Here is a 16,780-nt window from a genome sequence, read left to right as displayed (position 1 = left end):
AAACGTACGAAGAGGAACCACAGAGTGTCCATTAAACTGCGTTTACTGTTGCTGATCGGCACAGGCGTGATCACTGCCTTGATCATGGGGCTGGTCAGTTACCTGGGCAATGGCCAAATGGCGCAAGCGGTGAAGGACAACGACGTCGGCATGACTGCACTGCGTAACCACCTTGAAGCCGACATGATGCACGACGCCTTGCGCGCCGATGTGCTGTCGGCGATGTTGGTGGGATTGGGCAAAAGCACCAGCAGCCAGGCCGAGGTACGGAGTTCCATCGAGGAGCACTCCACGCGTTTTCGCGAAGTATTGGGCGAAAATTTCAAGCTGCCGGTCAACGACACCTTGAAAACCGCGTTGAACCAAATCAAGCCGAGCCTGGACACCTACATCGGCACCGCCGAACGCATCGTCGCGCTGGCGCTGGAGAATCCGCAAGCCGCGCAAGCGCAACTGGGCACGTTCAACCAGGCTTTCGGCCAACTGGAAGACCAGATGGCGGCGCTCAGCGAGTTGATCGAGAGCAACACGCATCAGACCAGCCAAGGCACAGCGCAAGCCATCAGCAACGCTAACTTCGCACTTGCCTGCGTTCTGGTTGCCAGCCTGTTGCTGCTGTTGGCGCAGGGCCGCTGGGTGATTCTCAGCATCATGGCGCCTTTGCAGACGGCCAGCCGCATTGCCGAGCGCATCGCTCACGGCAACCTCAGCGAAACCATCGTCGAGCCGACCCGCAAGGACGAAGCCAGCACGCTGATTCGCAGCCTCGCCACCATGCAGCGCGATTTACGCGGCATGATCGAAGTGGTGCGCAGCAATGCCCATGGTGTCAGCGGCATGAGCGAGCAACTGAGCAGCGGTTGCCACGAAGTCGCCGGCAGCAGCCAGCAGCAAAGCGCCGCCGCCAGTACCATGGCCGCGGCGGCCAGTGAAATGACGGCAAGCATCGAAGAAATCACCCGGCACGCCGAGCGCGCGCTGGATATGGCCAATCAGGCTGAAGCCTTGGCCAAGGATGGTGGGCGGGTGATCCATCAGGTGGTCAACGACATGGACGGCATCGCCCGCTCGGCGCAGCAGTCAGCGCAGGTGATTCGCACGCTGGACAAGGAATCCGAAGGGATTTTCAGCATTATCCAGGTCATCAAGGGCATCGCCGATCAAACCAACCTGCTGGCACTCAACGCCGCCATCGAGGCTGCCCGTGCCGGCGAACAGGGCCGTGGTTTCGCGGTAGTCGCCGACGAAGTGCGCAGCCTGGCCGGGCGTACCAGCGCCTCGACCCAGGAAATCGCCGCCATGGTCTCGCGCATCCAGCAAAGCACCCGCGAAGCGGTGATCAGCATGGAGGAGGGCGTGGCCCAGGTCGACAAAGGCATGGCCGTGACTGCCGACGTCGAACGCGCCATCCGCGAGATCCTCGAAGCTACGCTCAACACCACGCAACTGGTCAACGATATCAGCCGCACCATCGGCGAGCAGAGCCTGGCCAGCAACGAAATCGCCCATCAGGTCGAGATGATCGCCGGCATGTCCGAAGGCAACAGCAAAGTAATCGGGCAAACGGCTACGACGACGGACGAGTTATCGAACCTGGCCGGGCAATTGTCGCAGTCGGTGGATCGGTTTCGGCTTTGACATTCAAATCATCCGTTGCCTGATAAGTCCTCATCGCGAGCAAACTCGCTCCCATACCGGATTTAGGGCGATCACAAGTTTTGTGTTCGCTGAAGATTATCCGTAGACGCGTGCTTGCTCGCGGATACGCTCCCCTGCCTCCCAATCTATTGGTGTGCCAATGCGGGGAGATTCGGTGTGCCCTAAAAATGACATGCAATGTTTTTTGCAAGTTAAAAAAACATTGCAAAGCGATCATCATGCTGTGAATATGTCTCTGCGAATTTAAAAAAACAAAATCGCATGCGGCACTGATCGAGATCAGGCCATTACAAAAACGACATAAACACAGGCTTGAAGCCGGCACTGCCCTTGGCCGGACTTTGCAGCGAAGGAGAACCTCTCCCGTGAATCGCTTATTGAACAGATCTCTTTGCGTCACCCTGCAAGCGCTCGGCGTCATCGCGCTCGGTGCCGCCATTGCGCAGGCTCACGCTGAAAGCACATTGCGTGTTGGCTTGAACGCCGACATCCGTAGCACCGAGCCTGGCGTCAACCGCGACGAGAACACCGATACCGTCATGCTGCATATTGTCGAAGGCCTGGTAGCCCATCGCGAGGACGCCACTGTCGGCCCGCTGTTGGCCAAGGAAGTTCAGGTTTCCGAGGATGGTTTGACCTATACCTTCAAGCTGCGCGAGGGGGTGCGCTTTCACAACGGCGCAATAATGAGCGCCGCCGACGTCAAGTGGACCTGGTCGCATTACCTCAACCCTCAGACGCAGTGGCGGTGCCTGGCGGAATTCGATGGTCGCGGTGGGGCGAAGATCACCGGTATCACCACGCCGGATCCACTTACCGTAGTGTTCCAGCTCGATCAGCCCAGCGGTTTGTTCCTGGCGTCCATGGCCCGTCCGGATTGTGGCGGTGGGGGCATTCTGCATCCGGATTCGGTCGCGGCGGACGGACGCTGGAAGGCACCGATCGGCACCGGCCCGTTCACGCTGGCCGACTGGAAGCCCGGCCAGTCCGTAGAGCTGGCGCGCTTCAAGGATTACAGCGCCCGTGACGATGCCGGACCGGATGGATTTACTGGCAAGAAGCAGGCCTTGGTCGACACCGTGCGTTTCATGATCATTCCCGATGCGGCTTCGGCCAAAGCGGCGTTGCTGTCAAACAACATCGACCTGCTGCCAGACGTTACCGCCAGCGACGCTCAGGAGCTTAAGGCATTGCCGGGAATTGAGGTGTCGGTCAGCCCGATCATGGCGATCTGCGGCCTGTTGTTCCAGACCAACGATCCACTGCTCAAGGATGTGCGCATCCGCCAGGCCATTGCCCATTCGCTGGATTACGGCCAGATGGTCACCGCGCTGTCCAACGGTTTGTCCGAGCCGAACAACTCGGCAATCCCGCAAACCAGCGCGTTCTACGATGCCACCGCCAAGCAGGGCTACAAGTACGACCCGCAAGAGGCGCAACGCTTGCTGAAAGAGGCGGGGTACCGCGGCCAGCCGATCAAGATGATCGTCAACAAGCGCTACCAACAGATGTTCGACATGGGCGTGCTGAGTCAAGCCATGGCCCAGGCCAGCGGACTGAACATCGAGATGGAAACCCTGGAGTGGGGGACGCAACTGGAGCGCTACCAAAGCGGCAACTACCAGATGATGTCGTTCTCCTACTCATCACGGCTGGACCCTGCGCTGGGCTTCGATTCGTTGATGGGCGACAAAACCAAGGAACCGCGCAAAGTCTGGGATAACCCGCAAGCCCAAACGTTGCTGCGAGATGCGGTGCGCCAGAGTGACACCGGCAAACGCCAAGCGTTGTTCGACCAGTTGCACCGGATGATGATCCAGGACACGCCAATGGTGATCATCTACAACGGCACCATTATCGGTGGTCTGCGTGACAGCGTACGTGGTTACCACTCCTGGCCTGTGGCCAAGCCGCGACTGTGGGGCGTCAGCCTCGCGGCCCAGTAACGCGGAGGCTGATCATGTTGCGTTTTATCCTGCAAAAACTCGGGATGGCGATACCGACCCTGTTGCTGATTTCGGTGATGGTGTTCGCGATGATTCGCCTGATCCCCGGTGACCCGGCGCTGCTGATGCTCGGCGATATGGCCGACCCACAGAGTCTGGCCGACATGCGCCGTGACCTGGGGCTCGATCACTCGGTGGTGACGCAGTTCCTGATTTGGTTCAAGGCTGTCCTGAGCGGCGACCTGGGCTTTTCCATCAGCACCAAACAGGCGGTGTTGCCGCTGATACTGGAGCGCTTCAGTGTCAGTGCAATCATCGTGCTGGTGGCTGTGTTCCTGGCCACGCTGATTGCGGTACCGGTCGGTCTGGTCGCTGCGTGGAAACAAAACAGTGCCCTGGACCTGGGGTTGGTGACCACCGCTACCTTGCTGTTGTCGATCCCCAGCTTCTGGCTCGGCCTGCTGTTGCTGCATGCCTTCGGCATCAAGCTCGGCTGGCTGCCGGTGGTGGGCTACGTGAGTTTCGCCCAGGCCCCGTGGCAGGCCATGAGTTTTCTGGTACTGCCGGTGATCACCCTGACCCTGGTGGAACTGGGTGCGATTACCCGAATGGCCCGAGCCAGCACCATTGAAGTATTGCGCCTGGAATACATCGCCCATGCCCGCGCCAAAGGCTTGTCGGAGCGGACTGTGTTGTGGCGGCACGCATTGCCCAACGCCTTTGCGCCGACCTGGACCCTGGTCGGACTGATCCTCGGCAACCTGCTGGGCGGCATCGCGGTACTGGAAACCGTGTTCACGCTGCCGGGCATCGGCCGACTGATGGTGGATGCGATTTTTGCCCGCGACTATCCGGTACTGCAGGGCTGCCTCCTGCTGATCACCTTCATCTATGTGCTGGTCAACCTTTGCGTGGATCTGCTCTACCCACTGTTCGATCCAAGGGTGAAGTTATGAGTTCGAATATTCCTTTGGCGCCATTGGTGGGGGCCGCGAGCCCACCCGTCAAGCGCCCGCGTGGCTGGCCAGCGGCCAATGCACTGATAGGTGGCGGGTTGTTGCTGGTGCTGATCGCTCTGGCATTGCTGGGGCTGGTGTGGACACCGTTCGACCCGTTGCGAATCGATCTGTTGTCGCGCCTGCAAGGCCCGTCCGTGCTGCATTGGCTGGGCACTGATGAGTTCGGTCGCGATGTGTTCAGCCGGCTGTTGATCGGCGCCCGCACCAGCCTGTGGATCAGTTTGCTGACGGTCAGTGTGGCGGTGGTCGCTGGTACGTTGATCGGCATGCTTGCCGGGTACCTGCGCGGCTGGACCGATCGTTTGCTGATGATGTTCAACGATGCGCTGCTGGCGTTCCCCGGGATTCTCATGGCCCTGGGCATCATGGCGATCATCGGTGCAAGCAAGTACGGCATCGTCCTGGCACTGGGGATCGCCTACACGCCCTCGGTGGTGCGGGTGGTGCGTGGCACGGTGTTGTCATTGCGCGAGCTGGAGTACATCGAAGCGTCGCGGGTGATCGGCAATTCGGAGCTGTACACCATGCTGCGGCATATCGCCCCAAACTGCCTGGCGCCACTGTGTGTGCTGGCGACCAGCATGTTCGGTTGGGCGTTGCTCTCGGAAAGTGCCCTGAGCTTCCTTGGCCTGGGTGTGCCACCGCCCGCGGCGACCTGGGGCAACATGCTTGCCAGTAGCCGACCCTACATCGCATCGGCCCCTTGGCTGGGGATCTTTCCGGGGCTGTTCATCTGCCTGGCGTTGTTGGCGATCAATCTGTTCGGCGATGCACTTCGTGATCGTCTCGACCCGCGGATGAGGAAATGAGCATGTCGTCCACCAATGTTTTGTTGAGCGTGGAAAACCTGAAGATCCGCGTGGGTGAGCATGGGCCGCTGGCTGTCGATGACCTGAGCTTCAGCGTCGCACCCGGTGAGATCGTGGCCCTGGTCGGTGAGTCCGGCAGCGGCAAGACCATGGCCGCTCGGGCGGCGATCGGGTTGTTGCCGTTACCGATGCAAGTCTGCGGCGGCCGCCTGGATTTCCAGGGGCGTGATCTGGTGACTGCAGGCACCGCCGGGCTGCGCGCCATTCGCGGCGCGAGTATCGGCATGGTGTTCCAGGAGCCAATGGTGTCGCTTAATCCGGCCTTGAAGATCGGCCAGCAGATGAGCGAAGCACTGGAACTGCACACTGACTTGAATGCCGGGCAGATCCGCGAGCGTTGTCTCACCATGTTGCGACGCATCGGCATCAAGGACGCCGAACGCTGCCTGGAAGCTTTCCCGCACCAGTTTTCCGGTGGCATGCGTCAGCGGATCATGCTGGCCTCGGTGATGTTGCTGCGCCCGGCGCTATTGATTGCCGATGAGCCGACGACCGCGCTCGATTGCCTGGCACAACTGGACGTCATCGAGTTGATGCTTGAACTGACCCGGGAGCAGGGCACGGCGATCCTGTTCATTAGTCATGACCTGTCTTTGGTGGCACGTTATGCGCACAAAGTGGTGGTGATGCGTCACGGCAAATCGGTGGAGCAGGGCACGATCAACGAGATTCTGTTGGCACCCAAGGCCGAGTACACCCGCCAGCTGCTCGAGGCTTTGCCACGACGTGGCGAACTGGCCGCGCTGCCGGCGAGCAACGGCCCGTTGGTGGAAGTTGATCAGGTGTGCATTGAGCATCCCGGGCCGCCATCCTTCTGGGGCAAACGCCAGTACAAACGGGTGGTGCATTGCGCCAGCCTGGCCATTGCACCAGGGGAAACGCTGGCGCTGGTCGGCGGCAGTGGCTCGGGCAAGACGACTCTTGGTCGCTCGCTGGTGGGCTTGATCAAACCCTGTGCCGGGGCGATTCGGTTCAAGGGTGTCGACATTCTCAAGGCCGCCAACCGGACCCATCGCCTGCAATGCCAGATGATTTTTCAGGACCCGTATTCTTCGCTCAATCCGCGGATGAGAATCGGCGAGATTCTCGCTGAGCCGCTGCGGCATGAACCTGGCCTGAATGCTGCCCAGCGTCGCGAGCGAGTCGCGCAGACATTGCGTGATGTGGGCCTTGGCGAGCAGTTTGTCGAACGCTTCCCACATCAACTGTCCGGTGGCCAGCGCCAGCGCGTCGCCATTGGTCGCGCCTTGGTGCGACATCCGCAACTGGTGATTGCCGACGAGCCGATCTCCGCGTTGGACATGACCATCCAGAAGCAGATTCTGGAATTGTTCGAGCGTTTGCAGGCGCAGTACGGCTTTGCCTGCCTGTTCATCTCCCATGACCTGGCAGCCGTGGAGCGAATTGCGCACCGGGTGGCGGTCATGCACCAGGGCGAAGTGGTCGAAATCGGCGCTCGCGAGCAGGTCTTCGACTATCCGCAGCATCCGTACACACGCCAGTTGTTGGCGGCGGCCAGTCCTCTGGAAAAACTCGCCGACGGCGGCTACCGATTACGCCCGGCCAGTTTTTGATTTAACACCCTGATTGCACCTCGCGCGCCAGTCCCGAAACCGGCGCGAAGGGGGAAGTCATGTCCGAAAAACAATAAGACCCACTCACTCACGATGACTGCCAGGAGCCACGCAATGAGCAACAACAGCAACCTCAACCTGATCATGACCGGTGTCAGCCTGATGGGCGGGGGCCTGTTGAGCGCCCCGGCCCAGGCCGATTTCATCAAGGACAGCAAGGCCGATCTGGAGCTGAAGAACTACTACTTCAACCGCGATTATCGTGAGGACGCCGGGCAATCCAAACGCGAAGAATGGGCGCAGGGTTTCATCCTCAATGTGAAGTCAGGGTTCACCGAGGGCACGGTGGGATTTGGCGTGGATGCGATCGGCATGCTCGGTTTGAAACTCGACTCCAGCCCCGACCGTTCCGGCTCGGGCCTGCTGTCGCGGAACAACGAAGCAGAGCCTGGAAAGCCGAGCTATGCCAAGCGTGCCCACGACGAATACTCCAAGTTGGGTGTGACCGGGAAAATGCGTATCGCCAAAAGCGAATTGCGCAGCGGTTATCTGCTGCCCGACCTGCCGACCTTGCAACCGAATACCAGCCGGTTGTTTGCGCAATCCTTCCGAGGCACGCAAGTGACATCCGCGGACATCAAGAACCTGACTCTCACGGGTGGCCAGATCAATCGGACCAAACAACGTGAGTCGACCGACTACGAAGAGATGGGTCTGACCGGTCAAAGCGGCGCCTATAAAAGTTCGGCCAAAAGTGACGAGTTCAATTTTGTCGGCGGCGATTACAAGCTCAGTCCCAACCTGACCCTGACCTACCACTTTGCGCAATTGGAAGACATCTACCAGCAACACTACGTCGGCCTGAAAAACAGCTTCGCGCTGGGTGGCGGCACGCTGAAAACCGACATCCGCTACTTCGACGCGGACAAGGCGGGTGCTGGGCTGGCAGGCAAGGTCGACAACCGCGCATTGAGTACGCGGGTTGCCTACAGCTTTAAAGGCCACAGCCTGGGCGGCGGTTATCAGGAGCAATATGGCGACACGCCCTTTACCTATGTGGATGGCACCAACACTTACCTGTTTTCCGAGTATCAGTTGAGCAATTTCTCCCAGACCAACGAGCGGGTCTGGCATGCGCGCTACGACTTTGATTTCGCGGTGTTGGGAGTTCCGGGGCTGACGTTTTCCACTCGCTGGGTCAAGGGCGATCAAGCTGAAGTCCTTGGGTTTGCTGGTGAGGGCCGCGAGTGGGAGCGGGATATCGATCTGGGCTATGTGTTTCAGTCCGGGGCGCTCAAGGGTGTTTCGCTGCGCTGGCGTAATGGGTTGAGCAAAGCCAATTACCTGCGCGACATGAACGAAAACCGGGTGATCCTCGGTTACACCGTGGCGCTTTGGTGATGCGCTGGCTGTGCACGCTGATCTCCTGCAGGAGCGAGCTTGCTCGCGATGGCGGCTTGCCAGCCCACCGGAATTTGGCCGATGTACTCGATCCCTGTGGGAGCTGGCTTGCCCGCGATGGCGGCGTATCAATCAACGGATATTTTTCAGTGGTGACGCCATCGCGAGCAAGCTCTGCGCCTACAGGGCAAATGAGTTCCGGCTCAGGCCTTATTGCGTGCAACCCCCATCTTGCTGGCCACTTCCAAATGCCGATGCAGCAGGGTCGAGGCCCATTCGTTATCACCTTGCTCCAGTGCATCAAGAATCGCCAGGTGCTCGCGGCAAGAAACTTTCACACGCTCGAGATTGCTCGCCGAATGAAACTCGGTCAGCCGACGCAAGCGGTTCTGCTGCTGGATCGCCTGAAGAATGTAGGTGTTGCCGGATGCCGCAGCGAGCAGTTCATGGAACTCGGCGTTGCATTCGAAAAACCGCTGGCCGTCGACCTGACCTTCGAGCAGTTCGAGCTGGCGTTCCCGGCAGCGCCGGAACTGCTCGGCATTGATCTTGAACGTCGGTTCCAGCAGGCCGGCGGGTTCGACCAGCATGCGGAAGCGATAACTCTCGAAGCGCGTCTGGGGACTGCTCAGGGTAGGCAGGAACATCCAGCCATGGCCGTGTTTGCGCTGCATGACGCCCTCATCGGAGAGCCGCAGCAGACAGCGGCGCAACACACTTTTACCGGCACCGTAGCGCCGCAGCAGATCGCTTTCGGAGATCTGGTCGGGCAAGACCTGATTCAGCCGGTCGTCGATCAGCCGGGTGTAAAGCTCATCTTCCTCGTTGTGCAGTTCATCGAACTGCTCCGCCAGACCGGCAGAAGTTTGCAGAGGAACGCGAAAGCCCTGTTGAGGCAAGGGCTCGATCAATTGCTGCTCGGCCAGGTAGGAAAGGGCGCTGCGGATAGGCGAGCGGGATACGCCCAATCGCTGGCTCAGTTCCACTTCCTTGAGATGGCTACCGGGTTGCAGGTCGCCGGACTGAATGGCGGAAAGGATCTGGCCGGCGACCTTGGTCTGCAGCGAGGTGAGTTGAGCCATGGCGCGTTGTCGTTCCTGTGACAGGGGAGGCAAGGATACCCGAAAAGTACAAAACGCTTCGAAGCAGCGGAAGCTGAATTATAGAGGCTTTAAATACAGGCATGCAGTGGTAGATAAATTAAAAAACGTATTATTTGATATATAAAAACATTGATTCGCAGAGAAACGGCAATTTTGAGGAAGTTAGTCATGACCTATGAACCCCTGCCCAGAGCCTTGCCTCATGAACGAGGTGTCGACCCTCAAGGGGTCGTTGACTTTATCTCGGCGGTGCAGAACGCCGGGCTTGAGCTGCACAGTTTCATGCTTTATCGCCAGGGCGCGGTGGTGGCAGAAGCCTTTTGGCGCCCGTACTCGGCGCGGCGCATGCATGTACAGCACTCGGCGACGAAGAGCTGGACCGCCACGGCCGTGGGCCTGCTGATCGACGATGGACGCTTGAAGCTAGACGACAAAGTGGTCAGCTTTTTCCCCAAGCTGTGCCCGGTCGAGATCAGTGAAAACCTCGCCGCCATGACCGTGGAAGATTTGCTGACCATGCGCACCGGCCACAAGCGGGGCATTTCCGGCGGTGACTGGCGCAACCTGAAAACCAGTTGGGTCGAAGCTTTTCTGCATGAGCCGGTAGCAGTGCCACCGGGTAAGGACTTCATCTACAGCAGTGCTTCAAGTTTCATGCTGTCGGCGATTGTTACGCAGGTCAGCGGCAAAACCATGCATGAGCTGTTGCAGGAGCGGGTTTTGGATTATCTGGGGCTGGACCGTCTGGAGTGGGATCTGGCTCCCGGCGGTTTCAATTCTGGCGGCAATGGCCTGAGCTGCACCACCGAAGATTCGTTGAAATTCGGCGTGTTGCACCTCAATCGGGGCCAGTGGCAGGGACGACAGTTGCTGTCCCCACAGTGGATCGCCGACGCCACTCGCAATCAGGTCGAAGAGGTGTGGATGGGGGAATTCGACGGCAAGCAGTATCTGCCGCGCAGTCATGACCGCAACACTGAGGCGCGACAGGACGGCTATGGCTATCAATGGTGGATGACCGAGCAAGGCGGATATTACGCCTCGGGTGTATTCGGCCAGTACTGCATGGTGCTGCCGGACCAGGACACGGTGATCGTCTTAACCTGCGGTTTGCGCCTGGGCGAACGACGCTTGAAAGCAGCGATCTGGGACCATTTGTTCCCGGCGTTGGGCCGTGCGGCCACCGATCCGCATTCCACCCAAACGCAACTCGACGAGCTGATCGACACCTTGTGCCTGCCAACCCTGCAAGGCTTGAGTGAATCGCCCTGCGCCACCCACCTGCAAGGTCGCTTCGCCGTGGCGCCAAATGAGGACGGAGTGCTGGAGCTGGGCTTCGACTTTCGCGATGACTATTGCGATTTCACCCTCGTTGATCATCGCGGACAGCACCGCTTGCGAGTCGGCCTGCGCCAGCCGGTAGAGTCGCAAACCAGCATCACCGGCAATTATCTGCATCATCAATACCAACCGGAACAGACCCCGGTCATCGCCCACGGACGCTGGAACGAGCAAGGCGAATTGCGGATGGACTGGCGCTTTGTCGAAACCGCTTTCGGCGACCACGTCTGCTGTCGCCTGGAGCACGGCCACTTGCTGTTCGATCGCGGCGTTAACACCAATGCCGGATCGATGCAGCGCTCGACACTGACCGGCACCCGGATCTGACCCCCTGATTAATTGGATGGAGCACAGTAGATGAACCCGATTTCGACTTCCGCGCTGTGGGCGCCCTTTACCCCGATGCGTCAGTTCAATCGCCAGCCGACGCTGTTCGAGAGCGCCGAGGGTATGCATTACACCACCACCGACGGCCACCGCGTACTCGACGCCATGGCCGGACTCTGGTGCGTCAACGCCGGTCACGGACAGGCACGAATCGTCGACGCGATCCGCGAGGTGGCGGGGCGTCTGGATTTCGTATCCTCGTTCAAGATGAGCCACCCGGCAGCCCTCGCCATGGCTGACAAATTGGTGGCGATTGCTCCGGCGGGACTCGACAAGGTGTTCTTCACCAACTCAGGTTCCGAAGCCGTCGACACTGCCTTGAAAATTGCCCGCGCCTATCATCAGGCCCGTGGCGACAGTCGCCGGACCAAACTGATCGGCCGAGCCAAGGGCTATCACGGCATGGGCTTTGGTGGGTTATCGGTGTCCGGTATCGGTCGGCAGAAACGTGATTTCGGACCATTGCTTGGCGACGTTGCACACCTGCCGCTGCCGTATGACGCCGGCCTGCGCTTCAGCGCCGGCCAGCCAGAACAGGGCGCGCATTATGCCGATGCATTGCTGCAACTGCTGGAGGTGCACGACCCTTCGACGGTGGCGGCGGTCATCGTAGAACCGGTGACCGGTTCTGGTGGCGTCTATGCGCCGCCCCTGGGTTACTTGCAGAAGCTGCGCGAGATTTGCGATCGCCACGGCGTGTTGCTGATTTTCGATGAAGTGATTACCGGTTTCGGTCGGTTGGGGCACTCGTTCGCCGCCCAGACATTCGCAGTGACGCCGGACCTGATGACCCTCGCCAAGGGCTTGACCAACGGCGCCGTGCCCATGGGGGCCGTGCTGGTCAGCGGTTCGGTGTATGACGCGTTCATGACCGGCCCCGAGCAAGCCATCGAATTCATGCATGGCTACACCTATTCGGCCCATCCGCTGGCGTGCGCAGCGGGACTGGCGACCCTCGCTGTGCATGAGGAATTGGGCATCAACGCTCACGTCCGACAAGTTGCTCCCGTCTGGCAGAAAACAGCGCTGGCGTTGCGTGAGCAACCGTCGGTGCAGGACATTCGGGCCATCGGTCTGCTGTGCGCCGTCGAGCTGAGATCCCGCGAGGGCGCGCCAGGTGCCCGGGCTGCGGAAGTCGCGCAGCGCTGCTTCGACGCCGGGCTGCTGGTGCGCGCCTCGGGCGAGAACATCGTGCTGTCGCCACCGCTGATCATCAGCGAAGAACAGATTGCGCTGATCTTCGACACCTTGCAGCGGGTACTCGATCAAGTCGCCTGAGGAGGCCCGATGAATTACCTCGATTTCTACATTGATGGCGAGTGGGTCAAGCCCCTGGCGGGCGAATCCATGGTGGTGATCGACCCGACCACCGAGCGTTCCATCGGCGCGATCACGCTCGGCACTCGTTCCGACCTCGACCGGGCTGTGGCGGCGGCAAGACGCGCATTTGCGCAGTACGCACAATGGTCGCGGGAGGAACGCCTGGACCTGCTGGGTGCGATCATCGAAGGTTATCGACAACATAGCGAAGCGCTGGTCGAACTGGTGCACCGGGAGATGGGCGCGCCATTGTCACTGGCGCGCAATGCACACGTGCCTGCGGGGCTTGGTCACTTGCAGCGGGCCTTCGAAGTGCTGCGTAGCTATGAGTTCGACCGCCATCACGGCACGACACTGATCAGCCGTGAGCCGATTGGCGTCTGCGGATTGATCACCCCCTGGAACTGGCCGCTCAATCAACTGACCTGCAAGCTCGCACCGGCTCTTGCCGCCGGTTGCACCATGGTGCTCAAACCAAGCGAAAAAGCTCCGCTGTCTGCCATGTTGCTGGCCGACATTCTTCACCGTGCCGGCGTGCCCAAGGGCGTGTTCAACCTGGTCAATGGCGATGGCCCGACGATCGGCGATGGGATCGCCCGGCATCCGCAAATCGATATGGTTTCGTTCACCGGTTCTACAGCTGCGGGCATTGCCGTGGCCAAGTCCGCTGCCGATACGGTAAAGCGTGTATCCCAGGAGTTGGGCGGCAAGTCGGCCAACCTGATCCTCGCCGATGCCGATATCGAGACGGCGGTGCGCCACGCTGTGAGCAGTTGTTTTCGCAACAGCGGTCAGTCCTGCAATGCGCCGACCCGTCTGTTGATACCTCGGTCAATGCAGGCGCAGGCCATCGAGATCGCCCGGTCCGTTGCCGCGCAGATCTGTTTCGATGACAGTCAGCCGGCCAGCGCCATGGGGCCACTGGCGAATGTCGCGCAATTCGAACGGGTCCAGGCTCTGATCGGTGCCGCCATCGATCAAGGAGCACACTTGGTATGCGGTGGCACAGGGCGTCCCGACGGTGTGTCGTTGGGGTATTACGTCCGGCCGACGGTGTTTGCCGACGTCCACCCGGATATGCCGATTGCCCGGGAGGAAGTGTTCGGACCCGTATTGGTGATCATCGCGTATGACACCGAAGACCAAGCCGTCGCGATCGCCAATGACAGCCCTTATGGACTTTCGGGATACGTCACGTCGGGTTCGCTTGAGCGCGCTCGTGCAGTGGCGCGACGCTTGCGCACGGGCATGGTCCACCTCAATGGCAGCAAGGCGGACAACGGCGCGCCGTTCGGCGGCTATAAACAGTCGGGCAATGGTCGTGAATGGGGCGTGTTCGGGTTGGAGGATTACCTGGAAGTGAAGTCGATGTTTGGGTATGGGTCGGGCGCCTGAATGTTTCGGTGGTTAACAGCGCCGTCATCGCGGGCGAGCCCGCTCCCACAAGGTCTTGTGGTTGCCGCATGATTTAGGCACGCCGCAAAACCCTGTGGGAGCTGGCTTGCCAGCGAAGAGACCGGCACATTCAGCATTGATGGCACTTGAGCCGCCGCCATCGCGGGCAAGTTGAATGCGCCAGGTCAGGCAGCACACCTTTTCGGCTCACAGATACTTATCCGTCACCGCCCCCTCCGAAGCGCTGGACACGGTCTTCGCATATTTGGCCAACACCCCGCGCTTGTACTTCGATTCCGGCCGCACCCAGCGCGACTTGCGCTCGGCCAGCTCAGCCTCGGACACATCCAGCGTAAGCTGCCGTGTTTCGGCGTCGATGGTGATTTTGTCGCCATTCTCGATCAACGCAATCGGGCCGCCCTCAAAGGCCTCCGGCGTGATATGCCCGACCACGAAACCATGGGAACCCCCGGAAAAACGACCATCGGTGATCAACGCCACATCCTTGCCCAGACCCTTGCCCATCACCGCCGACGTTGGCGAGAGCATTTCGCGCATACCCGGCCCGCCCTTGGGCCCTTCGTAGCGGATCACGATCACTTCGCCGGGCTGCACTTCGCCGCTGAGAATGCCAGCCAGCGCACCTTCTTCACCGTGGTAGACCCGGGCCGTGCCTTCAAAGCGCAGGCCTTCCTTGCCGGTGATCTTGGCGACCGCGCCGGTCGGCGAGAGGTTGCCGTGCAACACCACCAGGTGCGAATCCTTTTTGATCGGCCGGTCGAAGGGCAGGATCACGTCCTGGCCTTCGGGATAGTCGGGCACGTTCTCCAGGTTTTGCGCGAGGGTCTTGCCAGTGACGGTCATGACATCGCCGTGCAGCATGCCGGCCGCGAGCATGCGTTTCATCAGGGGCTGAATGCCGCCGATGGCCACCAGCTCGCTCATCATGTATTTGCCGCTGGGGCGCAGGTCGGCGACCACCGGGGAAATCTTGCCCAGCTCGATGAAATCGTCCAGGGTCAACTCGACATCCACTGCATTGGCCATGGCCAGCAAATGCAGCACCGCATTGGTCGAGCCGGCGAGGGCGATCACCACGCGGATGGCGTTTTCAAAAGCCTTGCGCGTCATGATGTCCCGCGGTTTCAAATCGAGCTTGAGCAGTTCCATGACTTGCTGGCCGGCGCGGAAACTGTCTGAGGCCTTATCGCCGCCGACGGCGTCCTGGGAGCTCGAGCCCGGCAGGCTCATGCCCAGCGCTTCGATAGCCGAGGCCATGGTGTTGGCGGTGTACATGCCGCCGCAGGAACCGGGGCCGGGGATCGCCACTTCTTCGATCTGCTTGACCTGGATTTCATTGATGTCGCCGCGGGCATGCTGACCGACGGCCTCGAACACGGAAATGATGTCGGTGTGGCCGGCACCGGGGCGGATGGTGCCACCATAGACAAAGATCGACGGCCGATTGAGCCGCGCCATGCCGATCAGGCAGCCCGGCATGTTTTTGTCGCAGCCGCCCACGGTCACCAATCCGTCGAAGCCTTCGCAACCGACCACGACCTCGATGGAATCGGCAATGACCTCGCGGGATACCAGCGAGTACTTCATGCCTTCCGTGCCGTTGGCGATGCCGTCGGAGATAGTGATGGTGTTGAAAATCACGCCTTTGGCGCCGGCGGCGTTTGCGCCTTTTTCCACTTCCAGCGCCAGCTTGTCGATGTGCATGTTGCACGGCGTGACCATCGCCCAGGTCGAGGCAATGCCGACCTGCGGCTTGTTGAAGTCGTCATCGGTGAAACCCACCGCGCGCAGCATGGCCCGGGCGGGTGCTGCTTCGACGCCATCGATCACTTGGGAGGAGTACTTGCGCAGATAGTCTGTATCGCTCATGACAATGCATCCTTTGAGGCAAACAGCATCAGTATAGAGGTCCCGCCGCGTCGAACCGGACTCACGAGTCGGGAACAGACGCGCGGGTTAGCCTTGTCGTGATATTCTTGGCGCAACTTGGTTTGACCTATTCAGTTTTCCTGTCCATGAGACGGGCGAACAGAATCACTGTCGCTCAAGTAGCTGAAGCCAAAAAAGATAAGAAGTCAGTTCAGTAGGGACATATAACGGGGGTCGATGCACAGACATCGGCCTTGTGTGCCCACCCGGTAGTCCTGCTGTGCCGCACCCATGATCTGCCGTGAAACATGGGCTGTGAGCGCGAGGATGGAAGGGCGGATGGCGTTTTATCATAGGTGCTACAGATGTTTAAAAAAGTGAACACAGCCCTGCTGGGGTTGGCTCTGTCGTTGGGGATGACGACGGCTCAGGCCGAAGAAGCCAAGAAAGTCGATGTGCTGCTGATTGGCGGCGGCATCATGAGCGCGACCCTGGGTGTGTGGCTCAATGAGCTGGAACCTGGCATGTCGATGGAAATGGTCGAACGCCTCGACGGTGTCGCCCAGGAAAGCTCCAACGGCTGGAACAACGCCGGTACCGGCCACTCCGCCCTGGCTGAGCTGAACTACACCCCGGAAGACGACAAGGGCAACGTGTCGATTCCCAAGGCCGTTGAAATCAACGAAGCCTTCCAGATTTCCCGTCAATTCTGGGCCTGGCAGGTTCAGCAAGGCGTGTTGAAGAATCCGCGTTCGTTCATCAACTCCACGCCGCACATGAGTTTCGTGTGGGGCGATGACAACATCAAGTTCCTGAAAAAACGCTACGAAGCCCTGCAAGCGAGCCCGCTGTTCGCCGGCATGCAGTACTCCGAAG

The 16,780-nt window shown here is 60.1% G+C and carries 12 protein-coding genes; 10 read left to right on the top strand and 2 right to left on the bottom strand.

Annotated features, from left to right (window positions below):
- Window positions 1-24: 24 nt before the first annotated feature.
- The 6 genes from D8V06_RS18820 (at window position 25) to D8V06_RS18795 (ending at window position 8,468) form a co-directional block, all read left to right on the top strand.
- Window positions 25-1,638 (top strand): methyl-accepting chemotaxis protein, encoded by a 1,614-nt coding sequence (locus D8V06_RS18820; protein WP_130931520.1) that lies wholly within the window; start codon window positions 25-27, stop codon window positions 1,636-1,638.
- 422 nt (window positions 1,639-2,060) lie between these two features.
- Window positions 2,061-3,605, top strand: a complete 1,545-nt coding sequence (locus tag D8V06_RS18815; protein ID WP_241667847.1) for an ABC transporter substrate-binding protein — start codon at window positions 2,061-2,063, stop codon at window positions 3,603-3,605.
- 14 nt (window positions 3,606-3,619) lie between these two features.
- Window positions 3,620-4,561 (top strand): ABC transporter permease, encoded by a 942-nt coding sequence (locus tag D8V06_RS18810; RefSeq protein ID WP_130904681.1) that lies wholly within the window; start codon window positions 3,620-3,622, stop codon window positions 4,559-4,561.
- Window positions 4,558-5,433 (top strand): ABC transporter permease, encoded by an 876-nt coding sequence (locus D8V06_RS18805; protein WP_130904682.1) that lies wholly within the window; start codon window positions 4,558-4,560, stop codon window positions 5,431-5,433. The genes D8V06_RS18810 and D8V06_RS18805 overlap by 4 nt, the downstream gene beginning before the upstream one ends.
- Window positions 5,434-5,435: 2 nt before the next feature.
- A complete protein-coding gene (locus D8V06_RS18800) occupies window positions 5,436-7,067 on the top strand; it encodes an ABC transporter ATP-binding protein (protein WP_130904683.1) in 1,632 nt (543 codons plus the stop codon).
- A 114-nt stretch (window positions 7,068-7,181) separates the two neighbouring features.
- Window positions 7,182-8,468: an OprD family porin gene (locus tag D8V06_RS18795; protein WP_130931519.1), complete on the top strand. Its 1,287-nt coding sequence runs from the start codon at window positions 7,182-7,184 to the stop codon at window positions 8,466-8,468.
- Window positions 8,469-8,671: 203 nt separating this feature from the next.
- On the opposite strand, the gene D8V06_RS18790 is transcribed toward D8V06_RS18795, so the two are convergent.
- Window positions 8,672-9,550 carry a GntR family transcriptional regulator gene (locus D8V06_RS18790; protein WP_130904685.1) on the bottom strand — a complete coding sequence of 293 codons (879 nt, stop codon included), beginning with the start codon at window positions 9,548-9,550 and terminating at the stop codon, window positions 8,672-8,674.
- A gap of 189 nt (window positions 9,551-9,739) precedes the next feature.
- Here D8V06_RS18790 and D8V06_RS18785 point away from each other — a divergent pair, with 189 nt between their 5' ends.
- The 3 genes from D8V06_RS18785 to D8V06_RS18775 are packed head-to-tail and all read left to right on the top strand — an operon-like array spanning window position 9,740 to window position 14,014.
- The gene (locus D8V06_RS18785) at window positions 9,740-11,239 is read left to right on the top strand and encodes a serine hydrolase (RefSeq protein ID WP_130904686.1); all 1,500 of its coding nucleotides are present in this window, start codon (window positions 9,740-9,742) and stop codon (window positions 11,237-11,239) included.
- A gap of 30 nt (window positions 11,240-11,269) precedes the next feature.
- Entirely contained in the window at window positions 11,270-12,577 is a 1,308-nt protein-coding gene (locus D8V06_RS18780) for an aminotransferase class III-fold pyridoxal phosphate-dependent enzyme (RefSeq protein WP_130904687.1), read from the top strand.
- Between the two features lie 9 nt (window positions 12,578-12,586).
- Window positions 12,587-14,014: an aldehyde dehydrogenase family protein gene (locus D8V06_RS18775; RefSeq protein ID WP_130904688.1), complete on the top strand. Its 1,428-nt coding sequence runs from the start codon at window positions 12,587-12,589 to the stop codon at window positions 14,012-14,014.
- A 207-nt stretch (window positions 14,015-14,221) separates the two neighbouring features.
- On the opposite strand, the gene ilvD is transcribed toward D8V06_RS18775, so the two are convergent.
- Entirely contained in the window at window positions 14,222-15,904 is a 1,683-nt protein-coding gene (gene ilvD / locus D8V06_RS18770) for a dihydroxy-acid dehydratase (protein ID WP_130931518.1), read from the bottom strand.
- Window positions 15,905-16,269: 365 nt separating this feature from the next.
- Here ilvD and D8V06_RS18765 point away from each other — a divergent pair.
- A partial coding sequence (locus D8V06_RS18765) for a malate:quinone oxidoreductase (protein WP_177434450.1) occupies window positions 16,270-16,780 on the top strand: 511 nt, incomplete at its 3' end.

Origin of the sequence: Pseudomonas sp. Sample_24, assembly GCF_004307605.1 — a bacterium.
Taxonomy (GTDB): domain Bacteria; phylum Pseudomonadota; class Gammaproteobacteria; order Pseudomonadales; family Pseudomonadaceae; genus Aquipseudomonas.
This window is presented reverse-complemented; position numbering and strand designations above follow the sequence as displayed.

Bases quoted from the DNA above. Each gene is read 5' to 3' on its own strand.
- D8V06_RS18810 (WP_130904681.1), top strand. From the start codon at position 3,620: ATGTTGCGTTTTATCCTGCAAAAACTCGGGATGGCGATACCGACCCTG.
- D8V06_RS18805 (WP_130904682.1), top strand. From the start codon at position 4,558: ATGAGTTCGAATATTCCTTTGGCGCCATTGGTGGGGGCCGCGAGCCCA.
- D8V06_RS18800 (WP_130904683.1), top strand. From the start codon at position 5,436: ATGTCGTCCACCAATGTTTTGTTGAGCGTGGAAAACCTGAAGATCCGC.
- D8V06_RS18795 (WP_130931519.1), top strand. From the start codon at position 7,182: ATGAGCAACAACAGCAACCTCAACCTGATCATGACCGGTGTCAGCCTG.
- D8V06_RS18790 (WP_130904685.1), bottom strand. From the start codon at position 9,550: ATGGCTCAACTCACCTCGCTGCAGACCAAGGTCGCCGGCCAGATCCTT.
- D8V06_RS18785 (WP_130904686.1), top strand. From the start codon at position 9,740: ATGACCTATGAACCCCTGCCCAGAGCCTTGCCTCATGAACGAGGTGTC.
- D8V06_RS18780 (WP_130904687.1), top strand. From the start codon at position 11,270: ATGAACCCGATTTCGACTTCCGCGCTGTGGGCGCCCTTTACCCCGATG.
- D8V06_RS18775 (WP_130904688.1), top strand. From the start codon at position 12,587: ATGAATTACCTCGATTTCTACATTGATGGCGAGTGGGTCAAGCCCCTG.
- ilvD (WP_130931518.1), bottom strand. From the start codon at position 15,904: ATGAGCGATACAGACTATCTGCGCAAGTACTCCTCCCAAGTGATCGAT.